Below are 15146 nucleotides of genomic sequence, written 5' to 3'. Positions count from 1 at the left end.
TGCCTAGTGTCAACTTAAGGGCGCAATTTCAAGGTTGTTCCACTACCACTGGGTACGTTTTGGCGAAAAAACGCTAAACACCTGCCTCCTGAGACCGCATTGTCCAGGCATTTCGGCCTCAATTTCCCAGTTGAGGTTCGATCGCCACGTTCCTCCAACGTGGCATGCCTCAGACAAACCGCCACGCTTCCAGTTGGCAAAAGGGAAAAGCGGCAGTATCGGATCCGAGCTGCTACAAAACGTAGCGGCTCAAATCCGCCGACTTGGTCAATTCACCCAGATTGTCGTTCACGAATTCTGCATCGACCGTTATTTCTGTTCCGGCCCGGTCTGGTGCGGTGAATGACAGCTCTTCAAAGACCCGTTCCATGACTGTGTAAAGTCGCCGCGCACCAATGTTTTCAATGCTCTGGTTCACATCGGCTGCGATCCGCGCCAAGGCAGCAATACCATCCTCGGTAAACCCAACCGTGACCTCTTCGGTGGCCATGAGGGCTGTATACTGCCGGGTCAGTGCGTTGTCTGTTTCAGTCAGGATGCGCACGAAGTCTTCCTCGGTCAGCGCGCGCAGCTCTACCCGAATGGGCAGACGGCCTTGCAGCTCGGGCAAAAGGTCTGACGGTTTGGCGATATGGAACGCGCCGGATGCGATGAACAGGATGTGGTCGGTTTTCACCGGACCGTGTTTTGTCGAGACGGTTGTACCTTCGATCAGGGGCAGCAGGTCGCGCTGCACCCCTTCGCGACTTACATCACCGCCACGCGCTTCTGTGCGGGCACAGACCTTATCAATCTCGTCCAGAAAAACGATGCCATTCTGTTCCACCGATTCCAATGCGGTGCGGGTGACCGTCTCATCGTCCAGCAGCTTGTCTGCCTCTTCTCCGATCAGCACGTCATAGCTTTCGGCGACAGTCAGACGTTTCCTTACAGTGCGCCCGGCAAACGCCTTGCCAAAGATATCGCCCAGATTCATCATCCCCATCTGACTGCCAGGTTGTCCTGGGATATCGAACATCGGCATTGGGTTTGAACTGTCCGCGACGTCCAGTTCGATGACCGTTTCATCCAGTTCACCCGCCTTGAGCTTTTTGCGGAACATCTCTCGTGTGCCTTCACGGGCATCCGTACCAGTGATGGCGTCAATCACGCGGTCTTCGGCGGCCTGATAGGCTTTGGCCTTGACGTCTTCGCGCATGAATTCCCGTGTTTGCAGAATGGCGGCATCGGCCAGATCGCGGATGATTTGTTCCACGTCGCGACCGACATAGCCTACCTCGGTGAACTTCGTGGCTTCGACCTTGATAAAGGGTGCGCGCGCCAGCTTGGCCAGACGGCGGCTGATCTCGGTCTTGCCGACACCGGTGGGGCCGATCATCAGGATATTCTTTGGATACACCTCTTCGCGAATATCGTCCGGCAACTGCTTGCGGCGCCAGCGGTTGCGCAGGGCAACGGCCACAGCGCGCTTGGCATCCTTTTGCCCGATAATGAATCGATCCAGTTCCGAGACAATCTCGCGCGGGGTCAGGTCGGTCAAAGGGCAATCCTCTCGGTCGTATTTGCGTGATGCGGTCTAGGTAATCATGGCTTTGACGAAAACAAGCAAACCGCGGGTCTTGGCCGCGTTGGTTAACAATGCCTCATGCGGTTTGCAAATCCTTTGCTTGGGGAAAACACGAACCCTCTGTTACGGTTGCGTCAGGGTTACGAGCGTCAGGAGCATACAGAATGACGAAGATTGCCAAGATTACCCTGTTGTTTGTGGTGTTTGTGGATCTGATTGGGCAAGGTCTGGTCTTTCCCATCATCAATTCGCTGATCATGGAAACGAGCTCAGGTTTCCTGCCGGAAAGCACGCCAGTGGGCCGTAGGCATTTTTACTATGGTCTGGTGATCGGATGCTTTTTCCTGTCGTGGTTTCTGGGTGTTGTTTATGTCTCGAAAGTGTCTGACTCGATCGGGCGAAAGAATGCGCTGCTGGTCTGCCTTGGGGGGGCGTTGGCCGGATATGCGCTGACCATTGTGGCGCTTTATCTCAATAACCTGCTTCTGCTGATCGTCGGCCGTTCGATTACCGGGTTCACTGCGGGCAATCAGCCCATCGCGCAGGCAGCGATGATCGATGGCAGCACTGACGCGTCTGACCGGGACCGAAACATGGGGTACATCGTGACAGGTGTCAGCTTTGGCCTTGTCGGCGGGCCGATCATCGGCGCGGTTTTGTCGGATTCGGCGCTGTTTGGCGGCTTTGCCACGCTGAAAACCCCGTTCTATGGCGCGTTCGTGTTGGTGTTGATCGCGATTCTTCTGGTGCTTCTGTTTTTCAAGGACACCCGAACCAGGCGCGAGCCCTTTGTGTTTCGTCCCCGCGATATTACCGACAGTCTGATCGCAGTTGGCGAACACCCTTTGGTTCTGAAAATCTTGCCGGTCTATTCGTTTTTCATGATCGCCAATGTCACATTCTACGTGTTTGTCGACAATTTCCTGACCAGCGCATTCGGGTATGGGGTCATCGGGGGCAGCGTGGCGATGGTTGTCATCGGTGTGGCGTTGGCCTTTTCCAGTACGTTCCTGGTGAAGCCTGCCCAGGAAAGGTTCAGCAAACACGCGATCATTTACACGTCGCTTGTGGTGATGGTCATTTGCGGGTTTGCCTTTGCCTTCAGCCCAAGCGGTGTATTCAGCTATGTCCCCGTGTTTTTCTTCTATTTCCTGTTCGGCATCGCCTATCCAACGCTGTTGGGCCTGTTCTCCTCAAGCGTGAGCGAGGCGGATCAGGGCTGGGCCATGGGCGTGGCCACCGCCGTGTTCTGTCTTGCGGGGGGGATCATGTCATTGATCGGTGGCGGGTTGATGAGCATCGATATCCGCGTGCCCTATTACATCGTGATCGTAGCGGCGGTCCTGGGGCTGGTCGGCATGCACCGTCGATGGAAAGGCAAAGAGATCAAGGCGCTTTTAGCCTGAGATCGTCTCAACCGTCAGGTTGCCATTGGTGTAGACGCAGATATCTGCTGCGATGGCCATGGATTGCCGGGCGATGTCTTCTGCGGATTTGTCGCTGTCCATCATGGCACGCGCGGCGGCCAGAGCGAAATTGCCTCCCGACCCGATGGCAGCCACATTGTGTTCGGGTTCCAGAACGTCCCCTGCCCCGGTGATGACAAGAAGATCTCTGCCGTCTGTCACGATCAGCATCGCCTCAAGCTTTTGCAGATACTTGTCGGTGCGCCAGTCCTTGGCGAGTTCAACCGAGGCGCGGGCCAGTTGACCGGGCGTAGCCTCAAGCTTGGCTTCGAGCCGTTCCAGCAATGTGAAGGCATCCGCTGTCGATCCGGCAAAACCTGCCACGACCTCGAACCCTCCGGGAGACAGGCGGCGCACCTTGCGCGCAGTGCCCTTGATCACGGTTTGACCCAGACTCACCTGACCGTCGCCGGCAATGACGACATGACCGTCCTTCTTGACGCCAATGATCGTTGTGCCGTGCCAACCGGGAAAGTCGTTATCTGCCATGATCGTCTCCGCTTTTGCTGGCGGTATATATGGGCCGGACCGGTTGTTGGCGCAACCCATTGCCAAACTGCCCAAAAGATATGCAAAAAATGCAATTCGGGGTTACCGGACCAGCAATTGTGAGTCCGGCCAAGCGGTACTAGATGAGGCTCACAACCGACGACGGGTCGGCTGTTTCTTCAATAAGGACTGCGCACATGGCAACTACAGCTAATATTCATGCGCCGCTCGGAGCAGCTACCATCCTGCACGTGGCGGACGTTTTCATCAATGCATTCGACAATGTTGTCGCATGGAATGAAGCCCGTAAAACACGGAACCTTCTGTCGGAACTCAGCGACACGCAGCTGGACGATATCGGTCTGAGCCGCGCGGATATCGCTAAAATCTGATCCAACCGACAGATCGTCAAACCGAACCAGCCGCCCGGATTTCCGAGCGGCTTTTTCGTTGCTCAGCCCTGGGCGTATTTCCCGGCAAGATCGGGTAAAAAGGCCTCGACCGCGGCAGTTGCAATGACGTGCAGAGTGCCAGCTTCTTCATCGGCGATATCCATACCACCTTTAACCGCGCGAACCTCGGCCCGGCCCCGTGGCAAGTCGACAGCAACCAACTCGCAATTCACCTGTTCCGGATTCTGAACGCCGATTGTCACGCGCACGCGCATTTCGTTGTGATCGATCCCCAGTTTTGAAAACAGCGTGATGGATGAATGATGCAGCGCGTCCTGAACCGCGCGGCGGGCTGCTTTGGTATAATCCTGACCATAAAGGTCATTGCCAGTGCCCATTTCCAGGATGATCCGCTTTTCACTCATTGCGTCGGTTCCATGTCGAAAGAAACGATCAGTGCAGCATTGGCGATGACCGTGTGGCCGTCGCCATGCGGTTTTTCGATGTCCAGCCCACCCTTCGTGACGGTAATGTTGGGCTGGCCATAAGGGAAAACGGCTTTGAGGGCGTCGGTATCCACTTGATCCGGCTGCTGCACGCCGATTTCGGCATCGATGATCATCGCCTCTTTCGGGAAACCAAACAGTTCGGCCATATTGACCGAGTTGTGCCACAGCGCGTCTCTGATCGCCCGCAGAGATGCTTCGGTATAGTCCATCCGGCGCAGGGATGTGCCCATCCCGAATTCTACAAGAACGCGCGTTTTCGCCATTGGCTTCCCCGCCGATTCAACAAAAAAGGCGCCCCGATCTGAGACGCCTTTCGAACAATCCGTTATCGCCAGATCAGATGGATTCGTCGATCCAGCTTTGCAGCGCGGCTTTGGGGGCAGCGCCTGCGCGATTCGATACAACTTGACCGTCCTTGAAGATGAACAGCGCCGGGATGCCGCGCACGCCCATGGCGGCGGCAGAGTTCGGGTTGTTGTCCACGTCCACCTTGGCGATCTTGACCTTGCCGCCATATTCGGCGGCCAGCTCTTCCAGTGCCGGACCGATCTGCTTACAGGGTCCGCACCATTCGGCCCAGAAATCCACTACAACTGGAACGTCCGAGTTCTTGACTTCGGCGTCAAAGGTTTCGTCGGTGACGGCTACGGTCGACATATTATGTCTCCTGAATGAAATGCGCTTGGGCTGTGAAGGTAGGGGCGGCAGTAGGCAAGGTCAAGATATCTGGGTGCAGGCCACGGCATCCGTCACAAGATCGTGTGGCAGCCACATAAGATTTGCCGTTCTTGTCCAGAGGATTGCGGTGCGTATCTTATGGTTTGGATAGATCTGCGACAGGGCCTGCGCATACGCGCCCATTTGGCGAAGCAACCCTTCGGGGCAATCTTTGACCCGGTTCGGAACGGTGGCATTTGATTTGAAATCAATCACATGGACTTCGGTGTCTGTCACGATCAGGCGGTCGACAATCCCATACATTCGCTGCCCGTTCAGGTCGGCAGTAACAGGTATTTCGGCCAATGTGTCCGGCGTGAAAATGTGTCGCAGGCTTTCGGATGTCAGCACGCCTGTGACTTCGGTCAGCAATGCGCCCTGATCCTCTTGCCTCATCTCGGGCAGCAGGCGGGCACAAAGCTCTGGCCAGTGGTTCTGCGTGACTTTGGGCAGATGCTCAAGCAGCAGGTGCACGCGGGTTCCGCGCAGTTTGGCGGCGTCTTCATCCAGACCAGCGTCACCCGGCAACGCCTTGGCACCACCCATATCCGAAGGGCTGATAGAGGCCGCCGGTACAACTGGTTCTGGTGCGGGGTGCAGGAACATGTCGGGCAGTTCTGCATGTTTGGCCAATGCAACTGACTGCTCGACCAATGGCAACCCATCCCAGTCGCCATGGGACAGCCGACGTTTATCTGAACCAGGCAGTTGCGTTGCCCCGGCCTTTTCCATCGCCGCTTCTACCATCTGGTACCAGCTGTTGCCATCTTTACCCAAATCACCCGCCGCCGCCACGATCAGCCACTTTTCGGCCCGTGTTAGAGCCACATATAGCAGGCGAAGCCGTTCGTTTTCCTCGCGGGTGCGCGCCTCTGACCGGGCGTGAGTGATCAGGTTTGGCGATTGGTCTGCCGAAACCTTCCACAGCGGTGTCCCGTCTGCCACCATGATTTCGGCGTCGCGTGGCGGCTGACGTTTGCCGGTATCCGGCAGAATGACGATCGGAGCCTCCAGACCTTTCGAGCCGTGCACCGTCATCACCCGGATCATATTGCCGACCCCGCTCATCTGTCGTTTGATTTCCAGATCGTCGGTCTGCATCCAGACCAGAAATCCCGTCAGGCTGGGGATATCCGTCCGCTCGTAGGCCAACGCCTGCGACAGCAGGGCATTGATACCGTCTTCTGCCTCGGGTCCCAGTCGGCCCAACAGGTTTCGCCGCCCGTCATGTCGGGTCAGAATGCGTTCGATCAGGTCATAGGGGCGCAGAAAGTCGATCTGACTGCGCAGATCGTTCAGCACGGCCAGGGTTTTGGGGAAATCGTCGGCACGTCTGCGCAAAGCAGCCCACAGGAATTGCTCCTCCCGCCGATGGGCCAGATCGAAAAGCTGCTGCTCGGACCATCCGAACAGTGGGGATTTCAGAACCGTTGCCAGAGACAGGCTGTCTTCGGGCGTGGCCAGAAAGCTAAGCAGCGCAGCCAGATCCTTGACCGCAAGTTCGGCACCCACTTTCAGCCGGTCCGCCCCGGCGATGGGAAGCCCGGCAACCTTGCAGGCGCGAATGATTTCGGCAAACAAGTCGGACCGGCGTTGCACAAGGATCAGAAAATCACCCGGTTGCACTTTGCGTCGAACAAACTGGCCCTGCGTGTCCCCGTCTTCAGGGATCGTTTCGCCGCCATCGATCATTTCTTTGATCGTCTCAGCCACCCGTTTGGCCAGAATAACGGTATGATGCCGCGATCCGGGCCGGTCCACCGGATCGGTCCAATCCCCCTCTTCCGCGTCTTCGACTTTCTCGACGACGGGCCAAAGATCAACCCGACCGGGCAAATCGGATTTGAAGGCGCGGTGCTGGCTTTCCTTCTGAAATCCCGCATCGGCGCGGTTCTCAAAAAGCGTGTCGACCAGAGACAAGATCGCGCTGGAGGATCGGAATGAATATTCCAGCGTCGAATCCCACAGTTTAGAGCCTGATTCAGCGAGTTTTCGGTCAAACTCTTCCTGCATCCGGTCAAAAGCTTGCGGGTCGGCGCCCTGAAAGGAATAGATCGATTGCTTTTTATCGCCGACCACGAAAATCGTGCGCTCGACCCCTGATCGGGCCCCTTCCCCACTGGTGAATTCCTGAGCCAGTTTTTCGACCACATCCCATTGATCGGGGCTGGTGTCTTGCGCTTCGTCGACAAGAATGTGGTCGATACCCCCGTCTAGACGGTACAGCACCCATTCGGCCACCGCCGGGTCATTCAGAACCTGACGTGCGCGCAGGATCAGGTCGTCGAAATCCAGCCACCCCCGCAACTGCATGCGGCGTTCATATTCCGGTAGAAATGCAGCGGCAAAGCGGTGCAAAACGGCGGTTTTCTGGGCGGCAACCAGCGCCAGTCGGCGTTCACGCGCGGCCTCGACCCGCAGCATGAGAGCTTCGAGTTGAGGCATCCGGTCCGCCAGCGCACCTTCGCGAAGGGGTTTGGTGGGAAAGCCGTTGATCTTGGCGGTAAACGGTTCTTTTGCGCCTTTTCCGGTCAGCAGCACGTCTTCCAGCATGGGCAAGTGAGCCAATCGTGCGTCGGTGAACCCTGCCAGCCTTGCCGCAGCCTTGGCATTATTGCCTCCACTTTCGAGCAATACGGGCAGCATTGATTGGATCAGCTGGACCTCACCACCCTGAAAAACGCTTTGGAACAACGCATTATCGTCGAAATGCGAGGGCAGTTCGAAGCGTTGCAGAAGATCAGACCAATCCAGTTGCCGCGCGAACAGGTTGCGTTTCTGGGTGATCGCCGCAGTCAGCTTGTCAAAGCCTGTATCGGTGACAAACCGGGCCACGTCTTCGATCAGCCCGGCCTGCGGGCCTTCTGCAAAATCTTCAACAATTTCTTCCCTTAGCAAAGCTGCCGCACGGTCTTCCATTTCCGAAAACTGCGGGCTGACCCCGGCCTCGAGCGGGAAACGACGCAGCAACGAGGCGCAGAAAGAGTGAATTGTCTGAATCTTCAAGCCACCCGGCGTCTCAATGGCGCGGGCAAACAGGGTGCGCGCTTGGGCCAATCGATCTGAATCGATGGTGCCAGTCACGCCCAATTCGGCCAGGTCCTTTTGCAGCCTGGCATCTTCCAGCATGGCCCATTTGCCAAGACGGTCAAACAACCGGTTCTGCATCTCGCTGGCAGCGGCTTTGGTATAGGTCAGGCAAAGAATGTGCTGCGGTTGGACGCCACCCAGCAGCAGGCGCGCCACCCGATCGGTCAGAACCCGTGTCTTTCCAGACCCCGCATTGGCGGCCAGCCAGGTCGAGGCATCTGGTCGCGCGGCCTGCACCTGCCGTTCGGTTGCTTCGTTGCGCGCGCTCATGTCAAATCCTCGGGGCGCGTTTCGGCTGTCCGGTCCCACTCGCCGAACCTGGCCAGATGATCATAGTCACCGATATCCGTATCCTTGTGTAGCATTCGGCGGGACGAATACCCCTGATCAGATTCTAAATAAGCCGAAATCAGCTCTTTCAGCTCGGCTAGAACCTTGTCGGCGGGTTCTTTCAGCAGCGGCGCGGGCACCTCTTTATAGGCACCACCCATCCCGATGAAGATCGCCTCTGCCACCGCCATCGGGTCAAGCCCTTCGATACCGCCCTGCTCGGCCATTGCGGCCTCGATCAGCAATTGCTTGTCGAATTTGGACTGCTGGCTTTCTGTCGGAGGCGCGCCGGTTTTATAGTCGATGATCCGCAAGGCCCCCCGGCTGTTGTGATCGATCCGGTCGGCGCGCCCTGTTATGGTGAAATCCAGCGGGTTCAGCACCAGCTTCATCGCCGCTTCAAAGGCCACTGGCCCGCCATCACCCCGGCGCGAAAGTTCGGCGCTGATAAAGTCGTCTGCGTTCCGTTCCAGTCGCGCAAGCCACAGGTGCCGCGCCGTGGGCCAGGCGACATGCTGCTCCAGCAATGCGTGCGCGCGCTTCAGGAAATTCTCACGCGTCAGCAAGGCGTTGTCGAGCACGCTATCCTTGACGAAATGTTCGAGGATTTCGTGGATTACGATCCCCCGCAGCAACGCGTCGGGTGCCTGGACAAGCGGGTCGAGAGGTTTCAAACGCAGCACATGCTTGGCATAGATGGCATAAGGATCGCGAATTAGCCGCTTGATTTCCGTTACTGACAGGTGACGTGGACGCGCGGCAACTGGCGGGCGCGGGGATGGGCGTTGCGCGGGGTCAATGCGCGGCGCGTCTTCCAGAGCGTCGGACCAATTCAGCCAGTTTTGGCCACGGGCGCGCATTTCGGCCAGCGCTTGGGGGCCACCCTGCTCAGGCAGGCCTTGCAACAGGTTTGTCAGCCGGTTCACCCAACGGGACGGCACCGTTTCCGCATCGTCCGAGCGGGTTGCGCGGGTTAGCCAGACCTCGGGCGCGCCGATGGCCTGTTGAAAATCATGCGCCGACAGGCCAATCCGCCGTTCGGGCAGCAACAACCCCGCTTTGTCACGCATCTGCCGGTTCAGCCAGGGGTCAGGAGCCGGGGCTTCTGGCCAACTGCCTTCGTTCAATCCGCCAAGGATCAACAGGTCTGCACCCTGTACCCGCGCTTCGAGTGTGCCCCAGATCATAATATGCGGATGTGGCGCGTCGCGGTCGCGGACCTCTTCCCCTACTAGCAATGCGCCCAGAAGATCGGCAAAATCATGGGCCATCATAGGCCCGCCATGTTGCGCCTCTTCCCTGAGGGAATTCAGCACTGCCAGTGCCTTTTGACCCGCGTTCTTGTCCCACAACGTGCCGGTTTCACCTGCACTGCCAGCCGAGATCGCCTCGGCCAGTGTTGTGACCCGATCTACCCAGTCGGAAAGCGCCAACTCGCCACCGATCTGTTGATCGCAGAAGTGGTGAACAACCCATTGAACCCAGGCCTCGGGGGCTTCTTTGCGTACTGCAAATGCGGTGAGGCTGGTGCCATCCGGAAATGGCGGGCCATTGCGGCGCAGGTCCAGTTCCAGATCACGCGTGTGCAGCAAATGGTTACCGCGTTCACTGCCGTCATGGCACAAAGGGTGTTTTAGCAAGGTAAGCAGCGCCTCGCCCTCCAGACGGCGCGTGAACAGACCAGCCACATGTCGCAGAAACCGGCCCGGAGGAGAGAGTTGCAGCGGCAAACCGGCGCTGTCATCCGCCAGAATGTTCCACCGATCCAGCGCGGCGCTGACCTGACGGGTCAACATGCGATCGGGCGTGATCAGGGCGGCGGTCTGACCGGTTTCAGCAGCCTTTCGCAGGCGCAGGGCAATGGCCAAAGCCTCGTCCCGCGGTGATTGCGCCTCGACCAGTGTCAGGTCTTTGGTTGCGCCGAGTAGATCAGCCAGTTTCGGGCCTTCGCTCATCCAGGCATTGGTGATCGGGGCCGGGCGCAAAGCCAGGGAAACCAGACGGTTACGGGCAGGCGAGGGGGCGTTCAGGTCTGTCCAGGGGGTGATCTGACCGGGTGACAGGCCCAGCCCGTGCATCAGCTTGCGAAACCGGTATTGCGGGTGATCTTCCGAAGTCAACGCATCATCCAACCCTTCCCAAACGTGATCCGGCTGGTCGAAATCGTATCCGGGCAGTACCAGCGCCCCTTGCGGCAAGCGCGCGACGGCGTCCATCAGCATCAGCGTGGTGCCGCGCGAACCGGTCGACCCGGCCAGTATAACCGGATGCAGGGGGGGATCGGTTTGCCAGCGGGCGATCAGGTTTTCGACCACGCGGCGTTGGCGGGCCTGCGCGTCCATCACCTGCGAGCCCGTGTCAATGAAATGATCTGCGATACCAATAAAGGTCTGAGCCCGCGCCCAATGGCCGGACATGTCGCTGACATCCAGCCCCCGGATTGTGTCCGGCGACACACCTTCACCCTGCATTTCGTCAATCAGCGCCGCCAGACTGTCGGACAGGTCAAAAACCGACGACCGCGCGGCCAGATCCGGTTGTTGTTCCAACAATTTGGCGACCAGCTGTGTCAACTCCAGACGCCGCCGAAGGGGCGGAATGGCAGGTGGAATATGCGCCAGACCAGCACTGTCCCCCAGATCGGTAACCAGAGAGATGCGGGGCAGCAGGCAAGGCGGCCCCTGATTGAACAGGTCACGTACGCGCCGTTCCATACGCCGCGTGTTCAACACCAGTTCCACCCGCGCCATAGCTTCGGGCGGGCCTGAACAACGCCGCCTCAGGCCGTCGACCAACGCCTTGGGGAAATCCGTACCGGGCGGAACAGCGAAGACGCGGGGAAGGGGTTCGGGGTCAAACATCGGCAAGCAAATCCTCGGCCAGAGCGATCCCATCGGGGCGACCCACATCACACCAGCGCCCGGGATACTCGATACCGAACAAACGCCTCTGGTCGTGCATCTGGTTCCAAAGCAGGTTCAACGAAAACGCCGGCTGCGAGATGGCGTGCAATCCTTGTGTCTTGAGGATCTGCGCGCCCCCGTAAACCAAGCCGGGCCCACGCGTGATCCGCCCCGCCCGATCAGCGGTAAAATCACCGGGCCCGTCGTGACCTATGGCCTGCGCAGTTGGAACACACATCAAAAGCGCATCCATGCGGGCCGGATCCCATGCGTTTTGCAGCAGTTTCAATGGATTTGGGCCGGACCAGATTGCGTCAGTATTCAGGGTGAACACTGGGTCGGTTCCCAGCAATGGCAGGGCTGCGCGCAACCCTCCACCAGTTTCCAGGATCTCCGGCTCCTCCCGCGATATCAGAATGCCTTTGGGCCCGAGATGCGCGTCGAGCTGATCGGCGTGGTAATGCACGTTTGCAACTGTGCGAACAGGGCCAAGGTTGTCGACAAGATCCAGCGCATGGTCGATCAGGGGGCGCCCGGACACTTCGATCAGCGGTTTGGGTCGGTCCTTGGTCAACGCGCCCATACGGGTGCCAAATCCGGCGGCAAACAACATTACGGCAAAGGGTGATCCGGTCATTGCGGCCTCAGCCTGGCCAAATTCTGAGGTGTTGGTCGGGGCAGAGCGTCGTGCAGTAGCGAGGCCACGGAAACAAGGGCAGGGTGTTCCAGATCCCGCATGAGGTGCGACCAGACCGCCGGGATCATGTCCAGATATTGCGGCTTGCCGTAATCGGTTGCCAGCCGCGAAAAACCGCCAAGAATGCGAAGATTTCGCTGCGCGCCCAATACGCTGTACGCGGTCCGAAACTCGTGATCATCCATACCTGACCCTGCAATATAGCGGTTGATCATCTGCATTTCTGTTCCGACCGAAACATCGCGGCGAATGTCCTGAAGCAAGGACACCAGATCATAGGCGGGGTGCCCCAGCATGGCCAATTGGAAATCCAGCAATCCGACGCGCCTTAAGCCGTCGCGCTCGGGCAGCCAAAGAAGGTTTTCCGCGTGATAGTCCCTTTGAATAACAACTTTGTCCCCAGAGGTTTCTCGGTGCAGAATATCGGCAAACCGAAGTTCGAACCGGTCCAGAACGTCCTGATCAACATTGCCCTGAATTCCAGCGGCATATTTCGTAAGCGCCAGCGCCGCCAGATCCGTCATCAGGGCCGGGTCGTAGGACGGTAGCGACAATAATGGGGCCTGATGCAGGTGAAGCAACACGTCTGTTGCGGCCTCGTACAAAAGGCGTTCTTTGGACGGGTCTTTTTTCAGAACACGTGCAAATAGATCATCACCCAGATCTTCCAGCAGCAGAAATCCATATTCAGCGTCTTCTGCGTAGATCTCGGGCGCACTCAGGCCAATCGAACGCAGATACTCAGCAACACGCACAAACGATTCGACGCTTTCGCCCTTGTCTGGTGGCGCATCCATCAGGACAGCCGTTCGCCTACTGACCGGATCGGTCACGCGTTCGTAACGGCGGTTCGATGCGTCGCCGGCCAGTGGTGCACGCGTTGCCCCGGCCCAAGGAGTTTGTGCAATAAGGGCCTCTGCCAGGACTGTCCTGTTTGTCATCCTGCACTCTCCAGCTTTTTTACCCATTTCGGATCGGTCCATGACAAGGACACGTGGCGGGTATCTTCTGTGTCAGGGTCTGTTTCGAAGGCCAGCTTTAACGAAGCGGCAGGGGCTAGTGCGCCCAGCTTTTCCGGCCATTCCACAAGGCAGATTGCTGTGTCAAAGGCGTCGACCAAACCCAGTTCATCCACTTCCTCTAACGCGTTCAGCCGATAAAGATCGCAGTGCCAGATCTCACCGGCAGGGGTGTCATAGGTCTGAACCAAAGTGAATGTGGGTGACGGCACATCTTCCGGTTCAGGCATAAGTGATTGAATGAGGCTGCGTGCGAAATGCGTCTTGCCGCAGCCGATTGCACCACTAAGCAACAGGACATCCCCGGCATCAAGCGAAGACCCGACACGGGTCGCAAAATCTGCGGTTTCATCGGGCGATCTGAAGGTCAGAGTTTGGGGGGGCGTCGTCATGGCGCCACAATGACGTTCTGCCCAATCGGCTGCAACCCCGGTTCAGGCGCTGATCTGTTCCAACGGGGCGGTTTTTGTCAGAAGATCCACGGGTGCAAACCGCACGATCGTCGCACCGTTATGAACCGGTGAAACCGTGCAGTCCAAAGTAATGCCCGACCGCATCCGGATTTCAGCCGTCCATTCCGCCCGGTTATCCCGCATTTCGACGAAATCCCGGATCTCTCCCAGAATCGGCGTAGCAACACAATGGTCCTGCCACCGCCGCGTGACATCGGTGACCGTGTCGGTCTGAAAGCCGATTTCCTGTGCGTCGCCCCAAAGCTTTTCGTAGGCGTAGTTGGTAAGGGCCAGGGTGCCATCATCGGCAAATACAGCTATTGCATCGGCCAGCTTGTCCAATATGGATTGCATCAGATCCATCTCGGACCGGAAGCGGCGCGTCAACGTGATTTCGGCCGTAATATCTTCGAACAGAAACGCAACAGCCCCGTCGGGGTGCGGCCTGCCGCTTACAGAATAAACCGAGCCAGAGGGAAGCGACCATGTTTCGTGGTAATTGCCGCCCTCGGCCGCTTCGAGCAGGTCGTTCATCTGACGCCGCCATGTACGGTAGTTCTTGGGCTCTGGCATCATGTGCTGATCCCTTAGCCGGTCGAAGAAACTGCTGATATTCGGGCGGCAGCTGAGGAAATCCGGCGGCAACGTGGTCAGATCGATCAGGGCCGGGTTGAACAGCGCCAGTTGCCGGTTGCGATCGAAAATGGCCAGGCCGATCGAAAGTTGAGCAAACGTCTTGGTCATGGTCTGCACGAACTTGCGTTGCGCGGTTTCCGCTTCGACAATGGCGTTGATGTCTGTGGCGTAACATAACCGCCCGTTTTCCTGTTCGATCTGCGTCAGGTCGAACCACAACTTGCTGTTGGTCCCAGTCACATCTACCGAAACCCTTGATTTTCCAAGCGACGGCGCATCAGAGGTGCCCGGAAACAGCGGGGCAGTCAGATCGGCATCCTGACCACGCGCCCGGCGAACAAGCGTGACATAAGCCGCATTGCACCACTGCACCTGGCCGTTGTGATCCAGCAACCATACCGGATAGGGGGCCTGTTCCATGGCCAGACGGCTCGGTTCACTCAGCGTGCTTGACCCAGTCGGAGATATTCTGGCCGGTTCGTGCAGACGCACGCGGACAATCCCGTCGATCCATTCACACACCACTTCGCGTTCGACTGTGCAATCAATGGCCGAGATTACCAGTACGTTTTGGTCGCGAACTTTTTCGGGTGTTTCGGGGAAGGTGGGGAAATCCCTTTGCAGCAGGCGGCGCAAATCTTGCCAGCTTCCAACATGTTCGAACCCGGCAAGCGCGATATCGGAGTGACTGATCAGGTGATCACCATCAAACAGGAATACCGCATCAAACAGGGATGTTGTTGAAAACAAGCCAAAGACATCGTCGCGTCGCGTCTGGCGTGGCAATAACCACTGTACGGCAAAGCATCCCGATACCAGGCTGATCGCGGCCAGAATGATCCAGTCGGCCATTAATTTCCCCAAGGTAGAACCAAACCC

13 protein-coding genes are annotated in these 15146 nt (G+C 58.0%); 2 read left to right on the top strand and 11 right to left on the bottom strand.

Going from position 1 to position 15146, the window contains the following annotated elements; translation table 11 throughout:
- Positions 1-232: 232 nt before the first annotated feature.
- Positions 233-1540: an ATP-dependent protease ATPase subunit HslU gene (hslU, locus tag ACR0ES_RS15950; protein ID WP_480871277.1), complete on the bottom strand. Its 1308-nt coding sequence runs from the start codon at positions 1538-1540 to the stop codon at positions 233-235.
- A 191-nt stretch (positions 1541-1731) separates the two neighbouring features.
- Here hslU and ACR0ES_RS15945 point away from each other — a divergent pair, with 191 nt between their 5' ends.
- Positions 1732-2973 (top strand): MFS transporter, encoded by a 1242-nt coding sequence (locus ACR0ES_RS15945; RefSeq protein WP_480871276.1) that lies wholly within the window; start codon positions 1732-1734, stop codon positions 2971-2973.
- Here ACR0ES_RS15945 and hslV read toward each other — a convergent pair.
- On the bottom strand, positions 2965-3522 hold the full coding sequence (gene hslV / locus ACR0ES_RS15940) for an ATP-dependent protease subunit HslV (protein WP_480474424.1): 558 nt from the start codon (positions 3520-3522) through the stop codon (positions 2965-2967). The genes ACR0ES_RS15945 and hslV overlap by 9 nt on opposite strands.
- A gap of 197 nt (positions 3523-3719) precedes the next feature.
- Between hslV and ACR0ES_RS15935 the strand changes: the two genes are divergently transcribed.
- Positions 3720-3914, top strand: coding sequence for a DUF1127 domain-containing protein (locus ACR0ES_RS15935; RefSeq protein WP_209505251.1), 195 nt, complete (start codon positions 3720-3722; stop codon positions 3912-3914).
- 62 nt (positions 3915-3976) lie between these two features.
- Here the strand turns inward: ACR0ES_RS15935 and ACR0ES_RS15930 are convergent, their stop codons facing one another.
- The 9 genes from ACR0ES_RS15930 to ACR0ES_RS15890 form a co-directional block, all read right to left on the bottom strand.
- On the bottom strand, positions 3977-4339 hold the full coding sequence (locus tag ACR0ES_RS15930) for a Lin0512 family protein (RefSeq protein WP_480482586.1): 363 nt from the start codon (positions 4337-4339) through the stop codon (positions 3977-3979).
- On the bottom strand, positions 4336-4686 hold the full coding sequence (locus ACR0ES_RS15925; protein WP_209598521.1) for a Lin0512 family protein: 351 nt from the start codon (positions 4684-4686) through the stop codon (positions 4336-4338). Before ACR0ES_RS15925 ends, ACR0ES_RS15930 begins: the two co-directional genes overlap by 4 nt.
- Positions 4687-4759: 73 nt before the next feature.
- Complete coding sequence (trxA, locus tag ACR0ES_RS15920) at positions 4760-5080, bottom strand: thioredoxin (protein ID WP_209505247.1); 321 nt, start codon at positions 5078-5080, stop codon at positions 4760-4762.
- 60 nt (positions 5081-5140) lie between these two features.
- Entirely contained in the window at positions 5141-8500 is a 3360-nt protein-coding gene (gene addA / locus ACR0ES_RS15915; protein ID WP_480871275.1) for a double-strand break repair helicase AddA, read from the bottom strand.
- Positions 8497-11421 (bottom strand): double-strand break repair protein AddB, encoded by a 2925-nt coding sequence (addB, locus tag ACR0ES_RS15910; RefSeq protein ID WP_480871274.1) that lies wholly within the window; start codon positions 11419-11421, stop codon positions 8497-8499. Before addB ends, addA begins: the two co-directional genes overlap by 4 nt.
- A complete protein-coding gene (locus tag ACR0ES_RS15905) occupies positions 11414-12100 on the bottom strand; it encodes a nucleotidyltransferase family protein (protein ID WP_480773019.1) in 687 nt (228 codons plus the stop codon). Before ACR0ES_RS15905 ends, addB begins: the two co-directional genes overlap by 8 nt.
- On the bottom strand, positions 12097-13101 hold the full coding sequence (locus ACR0ES_RS15900) for an aminoglycoside phosphotransferase family protein (protein WP_480773018.1): 1005 nt from the start codon (positions 13099-13101) through the stop codon (positions 12097-12099). The genes ACR0ES_RS15905 and ACR0ES_RS15900 overlap by 4 nt, the downstream gene beginning before the upstream one ends.
- Complete coding sequence (tsaE, locus tag ACR0ES_RS15895; RefSeq protein WP_480871273.1) at positions 13098-13571, bottom strand: tRNA (adenosine(37)-N6)-threonylcarbamoyltransferase complex ATPase subunit type 1 TsaE; 474 nt, start codon at positions 13569-13571, stop codon at positions 13098-13100. The genes ACR0ES_RS15900 and tsaE overlap by 4 nt, the downstream gene beginning before the upstream one ends.
- Positions 13572-13613: 42 nt before the next feature.
- Positions 13614-15119 (bottom strand): PAS-domain containing protein, encoded by a 1506-nt coding sequence (locus tag ACR0ES_RS15890; RefSeq protein ID WP_480871272.1) that lies wholly within the window; start codon positions 15117-15119, stop codon positions 13614-13616.
- Positions 15120-15146: the final 27 nt, after the last annotated feature.

It is taken from the genome of Ruegeria sp. N7 (genome assembly GCF_056531345.1).
The sequence above is the reverse complement of the archived record's forward strand: the minus strand, read 5'-3'. Positions and strand labels throughout refer to the sequence as shown.